The sequence below is a fragment of the Maribacter ulvicola genome (genome assembly GCF_900155985.1).
In the GTDB taxonomy this organism is placed as follows: Bacteria; Bacteroidota; Bacteroidia; order Flavobacteriales; family Flavobacteriaceae; genus Maribacter; species Maribacter ulvicola.
In genome coordinates this window covers 53,854-69,261 of record NZ_FTMA01000012.1, presented here as the reverse complement: position 1 = coordinate 69,261, position 15,408 = coordinate 53,854, and the positions used below count along the sequence as shown (strand labels likewise).

Here is a 15,408-nt window from a genome sequence, read left to right as displayed (position 1 = left end):
CGTTTGCGCCGATGGTACTGCTATACCAAGTGGGAGAGTAGGTAGCCGCCTTTTTCGAAAGCCCTTTACTTAATTGTAAAGGGCTTTTTTTATACCTAATAGTTTGCTGTGCGTCGCATTTGTAAAAATGCCGTGACCGCTTAGAAAACAATACTACTACTACTACTACTACTACTACTACTACTTGTGTGGAATCATTGCAGAAGTTTTTAAACCGTTAGCGCTGAAATGCTATCGTTTTACTTATAGCTTATAATGGTTGGCCGTATACAGCCCTGTAAGGTGTTTTGTCAAGTGCAAGGACTAGGGTTGAAGTGACTGTTATTTTCTGTTGATTTCTATTCTGTTTAAAAGTTCCAATTTTAAGAAGTTTTAAAATTGGATGGAAGAAGTAAATAATTTTCGACATTATAGAACTATAAAAATGACAATATATCTAAGGTATCAGTTATCTGATTTTATATGTTCAAGTTTCATAGCAAGGTAGCCAACATTATCAGTGCTTTAATTTATAGGTCTCAACAACTGTTGGGCACATAGACACAGTGGTGTCTTTTCCTCAATTTTTTTCTCAGGAATATACAGGAAACATGGTTAATCCTAATAGCTAAGCAGACTGCTATACTGTTGCTTTTGTGACACCTTATAGGTTTCTATATTACCTTTTAGGAACTTACGGTATTAGTTTGTGGTAGGAATATATGCAGTAAGAACTTTTATTTATTCTAAAACGGAAAACAGGTAATTAGAACAGGTGTAAATTTCTTCAATAAATGATAATATGTCATGATTCAAGGTTATCCTCAGACAAGGTTAGCTAGGCCTATTTGAAAAATATAGTAATTTAAGATGTAGCAGTGAATTGTTATCTATAACTTTTTTATATGCGTTTTCTAAAATGATGATAATAATATTTTATATTATCTAGTAACAGAATTGGATATAATATGCTTTACAATCATTTTAGCGTGTATTCTAGAATTTTCAATAAACCATTTATGAGTTTCCATTCCGCCACATATAACTCCGGCCAAGTATAATCCTTCAATATTTGTTTCCATGGTTTCAGAATTGTATTCAGGTAGTTTTTTTACATCATTGCTGATGTTTACTCCTAACTTTTTCAAAAAACTAAAGTTAGGTTTATATCCTGTTAATGCTAACACAAAATCATTTGGGATTTTTAATTCTTCAGAAGTCGTGGCCAGAGTAATATATTCTTTTGTTATTGACTTAACAGTGGTATTGAAAAAGGCTTTTATGCTACCTTCTTGAATTCGGTTAATAATATCTGGGCGAACCCAATACTTTACACGTTGACCAACTTCTGGTCCTCGTATAATTAAGGATACTTCAGCACCTTTTCTATAGCACTCAAGAGCGGCATCTATTGCTGAGTTGCTAGCTCCTACAACTGCTACTTTTTGACCGGAATAGTAATGAGGGTTGTTATAATAATGAACCACTTTATCTAAATTTTCTCCTGGAACATGTAGTAAATTGGGTATATCGTAAAAACCAGTGGCAACTACAATTTGTTTAGAAGTATATGTGTTCTTATCAGTTGTTGTGGTAAATGAATCCTTGTTTTTATGAACGTTTTCTACTTTTTCAAATAAATGCATGTTCAGTTTGTTAGAAGTAACAATACGTCGATAATATTCTAAGGCTTCATCTCGTTTAGGTTTAGCTTCATTGCTTATAAAAGGAATTTCGTCAATCTCTAATTTTTCAGATGAAGAGAAAAATTGCATATTACTTGGATAGTGAAATAGCGAATTTACAATGGGTCCTTTTTCGATGATAAGATAAGAGAGTCCGTTTTTCTTAGCTTCTAATCCGCATGCAATACCTATAGGTCCACCGCCAACTATTATAATATCAAATTCAGATTTCATCCCTTTAAATTTTTAATAGTAGCAGTAGGGTTGTCACTTTTAAAAACAAAACTACCTGCAACTAATACGTCTGCACCGGCATCAACCAATTGTTGCGAATTGGCAGTAGTTACCCCACCATCAATTTCAATTAATGCAGAAGAGTTTTTCCTGGTAATCATTTCCTTTACTGCTTTTATTTTGTCATATGTATTTTCAATAAATGATTGTCCTCCAAAACCTGGGTTAACACTCATTATCAATACGAGGTCAATATCTTTAATAATATCTTCTAGAAGCATTACATTGGTATGAGGATTTAACGCAACACCTGCCTTCATGTCTAAAGCTTTAATAGCTTGTATGGTTCTATGTAAATGTGTACATGCTTCATAATGAACGGTCAAAATATGAGCACCTAGATTAGCGAAATCTTCAAGATATCTATCAGGATTAACAATCATTAAATGTACATCTAAAGGTTTTGTAGCATATTTTTGAATCGCTTTTAATACAGGCATACCGTAGGATATGTTAGGAACAAAAACCCCGTCCATAATATCTATATGATGGTAAGTTGCGTCACTGGCGTTTACCATTTCTACGTCTTGTTGTAGATTTCCAAAGTCTGCGGCTAAAAGCGATGGCGCTATACTTGCTTTTTTCATGTTAAAAAACCTTTATAATTCTGTACAAAAATACGGATTTGTAATTCGTTCTACACTTGTTTTTAGAGATGCTTTAACCTCATTTCCCAAGCTTTACTTTTAATTTGACAAATAGTTGAAGATTGTACTTTTATGTTATTACGGTCACAGTTGCTATCAACAGTACGCTTTTCCACAGATATTAAGTGTTTTAAATAGTACACCATCTGTACTTTAATAAACAGTACATTTTCATATTCACCATATGGGGCACCTATGTTTGCCAACTATACAATATCAAAATTAAAGAGTGAATGGAGATTATAGAATTATTTACAGTTTAAACGGTGTCTATGGATTTATAAACTCCATTTTCTTAGGTAAATTTCAGCGTATTTATACTTCTTTTTTTGCCATTAGCTGTGATATCAGTATTTGTGACTACTTTATTAAGTGTCATTTGAAGAGCTGATAATTAGACCATTGTTAACCGATTTCGGTTCAACATCATCATCATCATCATCAGATATTTTCCATAATCCGCCACCAATAGTGCTAAAACAATGTTGATATGTTTTTTTAGGACTGCAGGAACAAACTAAAGAGCAACCACAACGAACGGAGCCATTTTCTAGTCATTCTAAATGATCTGAAAAGGTTTTATTGTGTGCAGTAAAAAATAATTTTTTTGATCTTATTTTTTAGAACACATGACTAGCTGTAGTAAGATAAACCTAGAAATTAGTAACCAGTAGCATTAGGAGTTCATATTGTCGTTATATGGCGGGTAGTCAGCTAGAAAATAATAGTTCCATTTGTTGATCTTTAGGGTGTTTTCAATTATATCTGCAAAAGTGTTTAGTAAATGATTGTAACCTAATGCTATACTTTCAACTTAAAAATTCATCTAGAATTGTATATCAATTTAATAATAAAGAAAGCCCCTTCTGTGGGGTTTTTTAATATCTATAGTTCTTAGAATTATTCTTTATTTGAATAAAGCTCATGATTTTCAGCTCCGCCAGCTATAATATACGCAAAAAGGTCAACGACTTCTTGCTCGTTTAGCCTATTTAAAAGAGCAGGGGGCATAGGTGAAATTGGTGACAGTTCTTTTTTAGTGATAGATTTTTTAGCAATTCTAACCGTGTAGCTTTCATTGAATGGGTTAGGCATAACTGTAATACTATCTTTTGTTTCAAATTTTACACGACCAGCTATTTTATTGTCATCTTGTAAATGAAATAAAGTATTGGCATATTGATCAGATATTTGATCGTTAGGACTAAGAATTGAAAACATTAAATCATAAGTACTGAACTTTGTATGTGCCTGAGTTAGGTCTGGTCCGGCTGCACCACCTTCGCCGCGCATTCTGTGACAAAGTATGCAAGTAGCTGAAGCAAATGCTCTTTTGCCGGCTTTAATATTTCCTTTGTAATTATCTAAACCACCCCAGACAATAGTTCTTAAATTCTCACCAGTGTACTTTTTACCAGGACCAAAAGGTTGTGGAACATCTGTGATGGCGCTAGCAGGGGAATAAACCCCTGAAATTTCCTGGAAGTAGTCCCTTTTGTTTTCAGGTACATGAGTTAGCGAGCGTTGTCGTACATTCTCCATATAAGCCTTGAAGCTCATACCACCTTTTGACCCAAGAACATCAAAATACCATAAAAAATATCGTTTTCTCAAATCTTCATTCCATCCATTTTTAGCGTTGCTTAAGAGCATGCCGTAGTAAATAGCTTCGCTAGGAGGCATTTTGGCAATAACTTCTCTAATTAATGGTCCATATTTCTCACTTCGCAATGTTGTTTCTTCAGACAACATTTCAACACCTTCAGTTACCGTTTTTTGTTCCGTATGGTATTCCAGTTGCTCTACCAGTCTCTCTACTATATTATCGGTGTCTAGATATAATAAAATCTGAGCTAATTCTTTATTGATTGCACTTTCCTTTGCCGGGAATATTGGGTTTAGTTTCTTAATGATTTTTTGCTTGTCTAGATTTGCTGGCATACCCATTCTAATAAAATTTAAAGAGTAGGTTCTTAGCAAATCTATTTTCATAGATTCGTCTAACGTGTTAAACGGTATTTGTAAAAGTTTATTTAGTATAATGGATTGGATATCTGTATTTGCTTGGTGGTTTAAAGCTATACTACTTTCAATGATTTTTCGTGAATGAGTTTCCTTTTTATATTTCTGTAACCAGTTAGCTACCGGTTGATGTTCTAAAACCAATCTAGATGCATATCTAATAAACTTATCTTGATCAGCTAAATGGGTCCATGCCAGTTCTGTTCCTTTTCCTGAAACCGTGGTGTGATATTCTTCTAATTGTTTTCGTAAATTTCTTTCTTTACTAACTTCAATATTTTTTTCAGATGCTGTTGTGTTTTCAGGTCCTGTATATCTTAATCTATATACACGAGAATCTAAACGTCTACCGCCAGTCGCAAAATAAATATTACCGTCGTTACCTGCAATCATATCGGTCAAAGGCAGGGGAGTACCAGATAGGAACTCTTCTCTTTCTGCTTTATAACTACTACCATTGGGTATTAAGTCTATATAGTAAACAGTGCCAAAACTCCAATCCATCACCAATAGTCCGTTCTGATATTTATGGGGTAAATTTAGCTGTGTAGTCGATAAAACGGCGGTAGGTGAGCCTTGTTCCAAATTATGAATGGCAGGGAGGTTATCTGGATAATATGCAGGCCATTTACCAGACCCGGTACGCCAGCCAAAATCACTGCCACTGGTTACATGACAAATTCTGGTAGGTCTATACCATGGCATTCCAATATCCCATTCCATATCGGAATCGTAGGCAAAAAGTTCTCCATCAGCATTGAATGCCATATCGAAAGGATTCCTAAATCCGGCAGAGATCAATTCAAAATTTGAACCATCGGCATTAAATTTCATGATCCATCCGCCAGGAGCTTTAATATCATTGGCATGACCTCTAGCATCTAAATATGGGGGAAAGAGATTGTCCTCGCCCCAATTTGTTGGAATGCGACTATTCTCTTTCAAACTCTCCGGTATTAGCGTATGATTTCCAGCTATGAAATATATTTCTTTTCCGTCTGGTGATAAGGCAAAACTATGTGGACCATGTTCGCCGCTACCTTCTAGTTTAAGAAGCATTTTAACCGTATCAACCTCTCCATCATTATCGGTATCTGTTATTCTATATATACCACTACCGTTTTCATGGTTATCAGGAATGTCATCGTCCCAGTTTTTGTTTACTGCTACATATAAGCTATTAAAAGCCCAAAGTAAACCGTGTGCTTCTCCAATTTCTACATCTAAAGGAATGACATCTTTAGCAGAAAGCACTTTATCCTTTTTAGGGGTTTTAAACTGATAGAGTTTTCCATATTGGTCACAAGCGTAAATGGTATTGTTTTGTCCTTGCGCTAGGGCAACCCAAGAGCCTTGTTCAGAATTACTTGGGTGGTAAATTTCCTCAAGTACAAAATCATTGGGGGTGTTGAATTCTATAGAACTTATTGGGTCCGATTTTTGATTTTCTTGATTACAGGCAAATAGCGAGAAGGCAAGAAATACGGTAAAAAGTTGATTGGTAGTTGTCATTTGTTCTTTGTATAGGTCTTTTAAAGATACAAAGTAACTAATAACAAAAATTAGTCTATTTGTCGTAAACCCTCATAAATAGAAATAGCCACCGCATTTGCTAAATTTAAACTACGAATATTTTCGCTGTATAAAGGAATTTTAGCTATTTGATGTTCATTATTATTTAAGATGCATTTTGGCAAACCAACCGATTCTTTGCCGAAAACTAAAAACATACCATCTTCAAAATCAATTTCCCAATGATTTTTAGTTGCGTTGGCAGAAAAGAAAATCATTTTTTTGTCTCTATTCTGTTCAAAGAAGGCATCAATATTGTCATACATGATAACGTTAAGATGTTGCCAGTAATCTAGTCCCGCTCTTTTTAAGCGCTTATCGGTAAGTTCAAACCCAAATGGTTTTACCAGATGTAATGTTGAACCTGTACCAAGTGCTAATCTGCCAATGTTACCCGTATTATTTGGAATTTCTGGTTCTATAAGTACAATATTGAAGCTCATTGTTTTTTAAAAGATTGAAGATATAAATGTTCTACTTTTTCACGTGCCCAAGGTGTTCTGCGTAAAAATTTTAAGCTAGATTTTATGGAAGGATTACTCTTGAAACAATTAATATTGATTTGACCGGCCAAATCTTCCCAAGAATATTTTTTGGTAAGTTCTTCTAAAATGGTTGCCAATTTTACACCGTGAAGCGGGTTGTTAGGTTGAGAATCTGAACTCATGATGATGTTTTTATTTAGTAAGAATTTCGATTATTTTTGAAATACGATATACATGGATAATGCCGGAACGTCAATAACACTTTTTAAAACACGAGAACCTTTAAGGTCAAAGGTACTACCAGAAACCGCTTCATGCCAAACTCCTTCAATTTTAAAATCTATTTTTTCGTTTGATGCGTTGTAGATTACTAAAATATTCTTCCAATTATCATTATTGGCATGATCTACTAATGTAAAAGAAACCAGAACGTCGTTAGTTTTTTGAAATTTTAAATGTTTACGTACATCTGATTCTGATGTCATATGAAATGCAGGGTGTTCTTTTCTTAGTTTAATTAAATTTTTATAATAGTCAAAAACTTCTGTATGGTCATTTTTCCAATTCCAATTTATTTGGTTGATACTATCTGGAGATTTATAGGAATTGTGTTCGCCATATTTAGTACGTAGCATTTCTGAACCTGCATGTAGAAAAGGTGTTCCTTGAGAGGTCAATACTATGGCGTTCGCCAACTTATCCATAGCAATTATAGTATCTAAATCAACATTGGTCCTTGATATTTGTAGTTTATCAAAAAGGGTATGGTTATCATGGCAAGATGCATAGTTTATAGATTGCCATGGTTTGGTAGTCCAGGGAGTGTTGGAATAATTTACATGGGCATAATTAATTTGGGGATGATGAATGGCACCAACAATTCCAAATTTAATAGACTCCGCAGTATGCATAGCGCCACTTACAAATCCTAAACTATTATCGTGGAAAACAGAACCTTTTAGTCCGTCACGTAAATCATCATTGAAAGCTGCAATTTTTGGTAATTGCTGCGTATGTTTTTTAAGAGCTCGTTTTTCTACTGGTAAGGGAGAATCTTTGGCGGTCCATCCTTCACCATAAAGTAAGGCATTAGAATTTATTTCAAGAACAGCATCAGACAGTTTGTTCATGGTTTCAATATCATGAATACCCATAAGGTCAAACCGAAATCCATCAATATGATATTCTTTCGTCCAGTATAAAACAGACTCGATCATAAATTTACGCATCATTGTACGCTCAGAGGCAGTTTCATTACCACACGCAGCGGCATTTGAATAAGAGCCATCTTCCCAATGTCGGTAATAATAGCCAGATACTTCTAAATTGAAATTCGATTCTTCTGTTTTACCGGTGTGGTTATAAGCAGCATCTAAAATAACGCCAATACCATTATCATGAAAAATCTTTACCATTTGTTTAAACTCTTTAATTCGTACTTCAGCATTAAAGGGGTCAGAGGAAAAAGAGCCTTCAGGAACATTATAATTTTGTGGGTCGTACCCCCAATTAAATTGTGGAGTATTTAAGTTTGCTTCGTCAATAGCGTAGTGGTCAAAAGTGGGTAAAAGATGCACATGTGTAATACCTAATTCTTTTAAATGATCTATGCCGGTAGCAATTTTATTAGGACCTGTGGTTCCAGTTTCAACCAAACCTAAGTAAGTGCCTGGCATAGCGGAGCCAGATTGCGGATGAATTGTCATGTCCCGTACATGTAGTTCATAGATGATAGCTTCGTTTGGGTAATTTAAAATTGGAAAAAAATCATCCTGCCAGTCCTTTGGGTTGGTACCTTTCATATCAATTACCATAGCTCTATTTCCGTTTACACCAACTGCTTTTGCGTAAATCCCGGGTGTTTCATTTAACCACTTATCAGGCTCTTTTACTTGAAATGTATAATAGGTTCCGTTCAAATCTCCAGTTACGGAAATTTGCCAAATACCTTGGTTAATCTTGTTTAGAGAATGACTTACGTAAGACTCAGAGTCGTTGCCCGTCCTAAAAAGCCTTAAGATTACTTTTTCTGCATTGGGAGACCATAGTTTAAATAGGGTAGAATCTTTACTGTATTGTGGCCATAGATTTTCGTTAGCAGGCGTAGGGTAGCTGTCAGAATTAGCTATTATTTTACGGTTTTTACAGGAATTAAAGCGCATGAAAACTATTAGAATTAGTACTGGGTATTTCAGTGAAATAATGAGGATCCTCTAAGGTAAAAAAAGAATTTTAGGGAGTGATAAAGGTTTGATCTTAGCTAAGTAAAGAATAGTGAAACTATTAAAAATGAAAAAACTCCGGTAATCAGCCGGAGTTTATTCATCAATCAAAAAACGAACAGTCATGATAAACTGTTGTTATCGTTAAAATTACAATTAATATACCATATTACCAATTTAGGAAATATTTAACGTGTAATTTTTGTAGCTTGAACGCTTAGGATTTTTAACCCAAATACGTTTTTAATATTTTACTTCTAGAAGTATGCTTTAAACGTCTAATTGCTTTTTCTTTAATTTGACGAACTCTTTCTCTTGTAAGATCAAAAGTTTCACCAATTTCCTCTAAGGTCATGGAGTGCTGGTTGGCAAGACCAAAATATAAACGAATAACGTCTGCTTCACGCGGCGTTAATGTTTCTAAAGCACGCTCAATTTCTGTACGTAAAGAATCATGTAATAATTCTCTATCCGGATTTGGAGACTCACCACTACGAAGTACATCATAAAGGTTAGAATCTTCACCATCGATAAGTGGCGCATCCATAGATACGTGTCTACCTGAGTTTTTCAATGATTGTTTAACGTCGTCAACAGTCATATCCAATTCTTTTGCAATTTCTTCAGGAGAAGGCATTCTTTCATGCGCTTGCTCAAGGAAGGCAAAAGTTTTATTGATCTTGTTGATAGAACCAATTTTGTTCAATGGCAAACGAACAATACGAGATTGTTCTGCCAAAGCTTGTAATATAGATTGACGGATCCACCATACGGCGTAGGAGATAAATTTAAATCCCCGCGTTTCGTCAAAACGCTGTGCGGCTTTGATAAGGCCAAGGTTACCCTCGTTAATCAAATCCGGTAAAGTAAGGCCTTGGTTTTGGTACTGCTTGGCAACTGACACCACGAATCTGAGGTTGGCTTTGGTAAGTTTTTCAAGAGCGATCTGGTCGCCTGCCTTGATGCGTTGTGCCAACTCTACTTCTTCATCAGCGGTAATCAAGTCCACTTTTCCAATTTCTTGTAAGTACTTGTCCAAAGATGCGGTCTCTCTATTGGTGACCTGTTTTGTAATCTTAAGCTGTCTCATTAAAATAAATTAAGTTCAATTTGCATAGACTGCATATACTTATACGTAAAAAACTTCCGAATGTTACAATTCCATAAAAAAAAGTTTGTTTTTCCGTTGAATTACATAAAAAAAGCCTCGATCAATTAGTCGAGGCTTTAAGAGTAAACTTACAAGAGTACTAATCTCTTTTTGGTTTTCTATCGCGATTACGATCGTTTCCACGACGGTCATCTCTTCTTTTATCGTCACGAGGTGGTCTTTCAACAAAACCTTCTGGTTTAGGTAAAAGCGCTTTACGAGAAACTTTCTCTTTACGCGTACGTTTGTCTATGCCGAAATACTTAACATCAAACACATCGCCCATGTTTACAACATCGGCAACATTTTCTGTACGTTCCCAAGCTAATTCGCTTACGTGCAATAAAACTTCATTACCAGGAGCATCCATATATTCTACAACTGCACCAAAATCAAGCATTTTAATAACTTTTACTTCGTAAACGCTACCAACTTCTGGTTTGAATAAGATCGAGTCTATTTTTGCCATAACAGCATCAATACCTTTTCTACCAACACCTAAGATCTCAACAATACCTTCTTCAGTAACAGGATCTTCGTTTATAACGATAGTAGTTTCCGTCTCTTTTTGCATTTCTTGAATCACTTTTCCTCCAGGACCAATTAATGCTCCAATGAATTCATTAGGAACACGTCTAGATACCATTGTTGGTGCATGATCTTTAACATCATTGTTAGGGGTAGAAATAGTTTCGGTAATTTTCCCTAAGATGTGTAAACGACCATCACGAGCTTGTTTTAAAGCATTAACAAGAATCTCATAAGAAAGACCTTTTACTTTAATATCCATTTGGCAAGCTGTAATACCATCTGCAGTACCGGTTACTTTAAAGTCCATATCACCTAAGTGATCTTCATCACCTAAGATATCAGAAAGAACAGCGTATTTTCCAGAATCAGCATCAGAAATTAATCCCATTGCAATACCTGATACTGGCTTTTTCAATTGAACACCGGCATCCATCATCGCCATTGTACCAGCACAAACAGTAGCCATAGAAGAAGAACCGTTAGATTCTAAAATCTCAGAAACTACACGTACTGTGTAAGGACAATCTTCAGGAACCATTCCTTTCAATGCGCGTTGAGCCAAGTTACCATGACCAACCTCTCTACGAGATGTTCCACGAATAGGTCTTGCTTCACCAGTTGAAAAAGGAGGGAAGTTATAGTGTAAATAGAAACGTTCTTCACCTTCGTAAGATGGCATATCTATTTGGTTTGCTTCTCTACTTGTACCTAAAGTAACTGTAGCTAAAGCTTGAGTTTCTCCACGAGTAAAGATAGAAGAACCGTGTGTAGAAGGTAAATAGTTTACCTCGCACCAAATTGGTCTGATCTCATCAGTCTTACGACCATCTAAACGTAAACCTTCGTTCAATGTTAAGTCACGTACAGCCGCTTTTTCAGCTTTGCTGTAGTATTTAGAAATTAATCCGCCAAAATCAGCTTGCTCTTCTTCAGAGAAAGAAGCTTTAATTTCTTCTTTGATTTCGCCAAAAGCAGCGCTACGCTCATGTTTTGCAGAACCTGCTTGAGCAACAGCATATACTTTATCGTAAGCCATGTCATGAATTTTCTTAGCTAAATCAGCATCTTCACGTTCTGGTTCGTACTCACGTACATCTTTTTTACCGAAAGCTTTCGCTAAAGCTTCTTGAGCAGCACATTGAACCTTAATAGCTTCATGAGCAAACTTAATAGCTTCGGTCATTTCTTCTTCAGAAATCTCATCCATCTCACCTTCAACCATCATTACAGAATCAGCAGAAGCACCGATCATCATATCAATGTCAGACTCTAATAATTGAGCACGAGTAGGGTTAATAACGAATTCACCGTTTATACGACCAACTCTAGCTTCAGAGATAGCACATTCAAAAGGGAAATCTGATAACTGAATAGCGGCAGAAGCAGCTAAACCTGCCATTGCATCTGGCATAACATCATCATCATGAGACATTAATTGAATCATCACCTGAGTTTCTGAGTGATAATCTTTAGGGAATAACGGACGTAAAACACGATCCACCAAACGCATAGTCAAAACTTCACCGTCACTTGGTCTTGCTTCTCTTTTGAAGAAACCACCAGGGTAACGACCTGCAGCAGCAAATTTTTCACGGTAATCTACCGTTAGTGGAAGAAAGTCCACATCACTTTGTTTGTAATTGGAAACAACTGTACATAATAACATACATTTTCCAGATTGAACAACAACAGATCCGTGTGCCTGTTTTGCCAATTTTCCGGTTTCAATAGAAATTTCTCTACCGTCACCAAGGTCTATGACCTCTTTAAATACTTTTGGAATCATAAAATTCGATTAAAATTTGCATCGTGCAAATTTGTTAAACAATGGTCTTTCCGACTGAAATTTCTCTGGTCGGAGTTGTTGTGTTGTTGTGTTGACCAATGAAAAACCGTGTGTAGCTTTTTATTCACCTTTGCCAATATGTTTGGCTTAAACTCCTAAGGCAGGAGTATTAAAAAAGGGGATAGCTAAACTATCCCCTTTTGCAATATTATTTTCTAATACCTAGCTCTTTAATTAGCTCTCTGTATTTTACAATATCATTTTTAATCATGTAATCAAGAAGACTTCTTCTCTTACCTACGAGCTTTACTAGTGAACGCTCAGTATTGTAATCTTTATGGTTCTTTTTTAAGTGACCAGTTAAGTGATTAATTCTGTGTGTAAACAAAGCAATTTGTCCTTCTGTAGAACCAGTGTTTGTTTCGCTACCGCCGTGTTTTTTAAAAATTTCAGCTTTTACTTCTTTTGATAAATACATTCCAATATTATTTTAAATGATTTTTATGTACGTGATTGATTTTCAATCAAGCCGCAAAGGTAAGGTATTTTTTGAAATGTTGAATTTAAATATTGATAATTTAATTTCAAAAAGCACAACCATTTGGTAAGGGTTCTACGTTCTCTAAACCTTTGGCAAATTCAGCGTTCAATTCATTAGTAGAAAAGTCAGTATTAATAGAGCCTTTTAGAACTGCAGTTGAATAACCAGTAATATTCATATGTAAAATTCTGTGGTACGATCTAGTTGATTGTTGCTCCTTGATTTTGTAGATACTTGCTCTTTAACGTGGCTATAGGTTAAAACTCTACTATAAATAAGATATCCTTTTACATCTATGTATTTGCCGCCAATCTGCATATTGATTACATCCTATATCTAAACTTGAAATTATAGTGTTAATGGTGTATGGGTTTGGTTCCCTTTATATGCTTACCTACATAAACCTGTGCATTAAAATTAAAAATGCTCGTCGAATCTAAATTCTTCGACGAGCACTTTTTCTTTATCTTTAATATAGTATAAAAACCAAAAAGATAGTATGATGAAAACTAATGATTTTACGCTGTAGCTTTTTCAGCTCTTACAGGATTGTTCTGAATTAAGTCAATATATAGGTTCACTTTTTTCTTTAAATCTCTTCTATGTGAAATGAAATCTAAAAATCCGTGTTCCAATAAAAATTCAGAGGACTGAAAACCTTCGGGCAGATCTTTACCTGTAGTATCTTTTACAATTCTTGGTCCGGCAAAACCGATCAATGCTCCTGGCTCAGCAATATTAATATCACCAAGCATGGCATATGATGCGGTAGTACCGCCAGTTGTAGGATCGGTACATAAAGAGATATATGGTAAGCCAGCTTCAGATAACTGAGCTAATTTAGCTGATGTTTTTGCTAGTTGCATTAACGAAAGCGCTGCCTCCATCATACGAGCTCCACCAGACTTAGAAATCATCATAAATGGTGCTTTCTTTTTAATAGCATAGTCTATGCCGCGTGCAATTTTCTCACCAACGACACTACCCATAGAACCGCCAATGAATTTAAAATCCATACAGCAGATAACAATGTCTTTACCGTACGACTTTCCGTATCCTGTTCTCACAGCATCTTTAAGTCCGGTTTTTTTCTGTGCCGCTTTTAAACGCTCACTATATTTCTTGGTATCCTCAAATTTTAAAGGATCTTTAGAACTAAGGTTGGCGTCAAGTTCCGTAAACTTATTGTTATCGAACAAAATTTCAAAATACTCCTTACTGCCAATTCTTACGTGATAATCATCTTCCGGACTTACATAAAAGTTTTTTGCAAGATCGTCAGACTCCACTATTTTACCTGTTGGTGATTTGTACCACAGGCCTTTAGGTGTGTCTTTTTTTTCCTCTGTAGAGGTTTGAATACCTTTTTCTTTTCTTTTAAACCAAGCCGTCATTTCATCCATTTTTTGGTTGTCCTATAATGTATTTACATTGTTTAAGTCTTCAAAGGTTTTTTTCAAACGCTCTATGAAAGCAGTTTCCCCTTTTCTTAACCAAACTCTTGGATCGTAAAATTTCTTGTTAGGTTCGTCTGCGCCTTTAGGGTTACCTATTTGTGCTTGTAAGTAATCTTTATTGTCCTGGACATAGTCACGAACACCTGCTAAGAAAGCGTATTGTAAATCCGTATCAATGTTCATTTTAATAACACCGTAGCTAATACCTTCTCTAATTTCTTCTACTGTTGATCCAGAACCACCATGGAATACAAAATCGATATGGTTGTGCTCAACACCATATTTTTCAGAAATATACTCTTGAGAGTTTTTAAGGATTTTTGGTGTCAATTTAACGTTACCTGGTTTGTAAACACCGTGTACATTACCAAATGCAGCGGCGATAGTAAATTTAGGGCTAACTTTAGAAAGCTCTTCATAAGCATATGCTACTTCTTCTGGTTGTGTGTATAACTTAGAATCATCTACATCAGAATTATCAACACCATCTTCTTCACCACCTGTGATACCTAGTTCAATTTCTAGCGTCATGTTCATTTTGCTCATGCGCTCTAAGTACCCTTTACATATTTCTATATTCTCTTCTAAAGGCTCTTCAGAAAGATCGATCATATGTGAGCTGAACAAAGATTTTCCTGTTTCAGCGAAATGTTTTTCACTAGCATCTAAAAGACCATCTATCCAAGGTAATAATTTTTTTGCACAGTGATCTGTATGTAATATAACAGTTGCACCATAAGCTTCCGCTAATTGATGAACATGTTTAGCTCCGGCAACAGCACCTAAAATAGCTGCTTTTTGACCATCATTTGACAGACCTTTACCAGCATTGAACTGAGCTCCGCCATTAGAAAATTGTATGATAACAGGGGCATTTAAACTTGCAGCTGTCTCTAAAACACCATTAATAGTATCTGATCCTATTACGTTTACTGCAGGTAATGCAAAACCTTTTTCTTTTGCGTAGTTGAAAATTGCTTGTACTTCATCCCCGGTAGCAACGCCCGGCTTAATATTGTGAGCCATAATTTTGTAGT

12 protein-coding genes are annotated in these 15,408 nt (G+C 35.5%); all 12 read right to left on the bottom strand.

What is annotated here, in order from left to right; genetic code table 11:
• Window positions 1-920: 920 nt before the first annotated feature.
• Complete coding sequence (locus BW936_RS18795; protein WP_076551346.1) at window positions 921-1,898, bottom strand: YpdA family putative bacillithiol disulfide reductase; 978 nt, start codon at window positions 1,896-1,898, stop codon at window positions 921-923.
• Entirely contained in the window at window positions 1,895-2,545 is a 651-nt protein-coding gene (gene rpe / locus BW936_RS18790) for a ribulose-phosphate 3-epimerase (RefSeq protein ID WP_076551344.1), read from the bottom strand. Before rpe ends, BW936_RS18795 begins: the two co-directional genes overlap by 4 nt.
• A 960-nt stretch (window positions 2,546-3,505) precedes the next feature.
• Window positions 3,506-6,139, bottom strand: a complete 2,634-nt coding sequence (locus BW936_RS18785) for a c-type cytochrome (RefSeq protein WP_076551342.1) — start codon at window positions 6,137-6,139, stop codon at window positions 3,506-3,508.
• 50 nt (window positions 6,140-6,189) lie between these two features.
• Window positions 6,190-6,642 (bottom strand): tRNA (cytidine(34)-2'-O)-methyltransferase, encoded by a 453-nt coding sequence (locus tag BW936_RS18780; protein WP_076551340.1) that lies wholly within the window; start codon window positions 6,640-6,642, stop codon window positions 6,190-6,192.
• Window positions 6,639-6,866 (bottom strand): VF530 family protein, encoded by a 228-nt coding sequence (locus tag BW936_RS18775; protein WP_076551339.1) that lies wholly within the window; start codon window positions 6,864-6,866, stop codon window positions 6,639-6,641. Before BW936_RS18775 ends, BW936_RS18780 begins: the two co-directional genes overlap by 4 nt.
• Window positions 6,867-6,896: 30 nt before the next feature.
• Window positions 6,897-8,846, bottom strand: a complete 1,950-nt coding sequence (gene pulA / locus BW936_RS18770; RefSeq protein WP_076551337.1) for a type I pullulanase — start codon at window positions 8,844-8,846, stop codon at window positions 6,897-6,899.
• Window positions 8,847-9,132: 286 nt separating this feature from the next.
• Window positions 9,133-9,996: a sigma-70 family RNA polymerase sigma factor gene (locus tag BW936_RS18765; protein ID WP_076551335.1), complete on the bottom strand. Its 864-nt coding sequence runs from the start codon at window positions 9,994-9,996 to the stop codon at window positions 9,133-9,135.
• Between the two features lie 160 nt (window positions 9,997-10,156).
• Window positions 10,157-12,373 (bottom strand): polyribonucleotide nucleotidyltransferase, encoded by a 2,217-nt coding sequence (locus BW936_RS18760; protein WP_076551332.1) that lies wholly within the window; start codon window positions 12,371-12,373, stop codon window positions 10,157-10,159.
• A gap of 208 nt (window positions 12,374-12,581) precedes the next feature.
• Window positions 12,582-12,851 carry a 30S ribosomal protein S15 gene (rpsO, locus tag BW936_RS18755; RefSeq protein ID WP_036156156.1) on the bottom strand — a complete coding sequence of 90 codons (270 nt, stop codon included), beginning with the start codon at window positions 12,849-12,851 and terminating at the stop codon, window positions 12,582-12,584.
• Window positions 12,852-12,957: 106 nt separating this feature from the next.
• Window positions 12,958-13,092, bottom strand: coding sequence for a hypothetical protein (locus tag BW936_RS20085; protein ID WP_262494016.1), 135 nt, complete (start codon window positions 13,090-13,092; stop codon window positions 12,958-12,960).
• A gap of 340 nt (window positions 13,093-13,432) precedes the next feature.
• The gene (accD, locus tag BW936_RS18750) at window positions 13,433-14,308 is read right to left on the bottom strand and encodes an acetyl-CoA carboxylase, carboxyltransferase subunit beta (RefSeq protein WP_076551357.1); all 876 of its coding nucleotides are present in this window, start codon (window positions 14,306-14,308) and stop codon (window positions 13,433-13,435) included.
• A gap of 21 nt (window positions 14,309-14,329) precedes the next feature.
• Window positions 14,330-15,397: a class II fructose-bisphosphate aldolase gene (gene fbaA, locus BW936_RS18745; protein ID WP_076551330.1), complete on the bottom strand. Its 1,068-nt coding sequence runs from the start codon at window positions 15,395-15,397 to the stop codon at window positions 14,330-14,332.
• Window positions 15,398-15,408 lie beyond the last annotated feature (11 nt).

Excerpts from the sequence above, each read along its gene's own strand:
- accD (WP_076551357.1), bottom strand. The coding sequence starts at position 14,308 with ATGACGGCTTGGTTTAAAAGAAAAGAAAAAGGTATTCAAACCTCTACA.
- BW936_RS20085 (WP_262494016.1), bottom strand. The coding sequence starts at position 13,092 with ATGAATATTACTGGTTATTCAACTGCAGTTCTAAAAGGCTCTATTAAT.
- BW936_RS18795 (WP_076551346.1), bottom strand. The coding sequence starts at position 1,898 with ATGAAATCTGAATTTGATATTATAATAGTTGGCGGTGGACCTATAGGT.
- BW936_RS18765 (WP_076551335.1), bottom strand. The coding sequence starts at position 9,996 with ATGAGACAGCTTAAGATTACAAAACAGGTCACCAATAGAGAGACCGCA.
- BW936_RS18760 (WP_076551332.1), bottom strand. The coding sequence starts at position 12,373 with ATGATTCCAAAAGTATTTAAAGAGGTCATAGACCTTGGTGACGGTAGA.
- rpe (WP_076551344.1), bottom strand. The coding sequence starts at position 2,545 with ATGAAAAAAGCAAGTATAGCGCCATCGCTTTTAGCCGCAGACTTTGGA.
- BW936_RS18785 (WP_076551342.1), bottom strand. The coding sequence starts at position 6,139 with ATGACAACTACCAATCAACTTTTTACCGTATTTCTTGCCTTCTCGCTA.
- BW936_RS18780 (WP_076551340.1), bottom strand. The coding sequence starts at position 6,642 with ATGAGCTTCAATATTGTACTTATAGAACCAGAAATTCCAAATAATACG.
- rpsO (WP_036156156.1), bottom strand. The coding sequence starts at position 12,851 with ATGTATTTATCAAAAGAAGTAAAAGCTGAAATTTTTAAAAAACACGGC.
- pulA (WP_076551337.1), bottom strand. The coding sequence starts at position 8,846 with ATGCGCTTTAATTCCTGTAAAAACCGTAAAATAATAGCTAATTCTGAC.
- fbaA (WP_076551330.1), bottom strand. The coding sequence starts at position 15,397 with ATGGCTCACAATATTAAGCCGGGCGTTGCTACCGGGGATGAAGTACAA.
- BW936_RS18775 (WP_076551339.1), bottom strand. The coding sequence starts at position 6,866 with ATGAGTTCAGATTCTCAACCTAACAACCCGCTTCACGGTGTAAAATTG.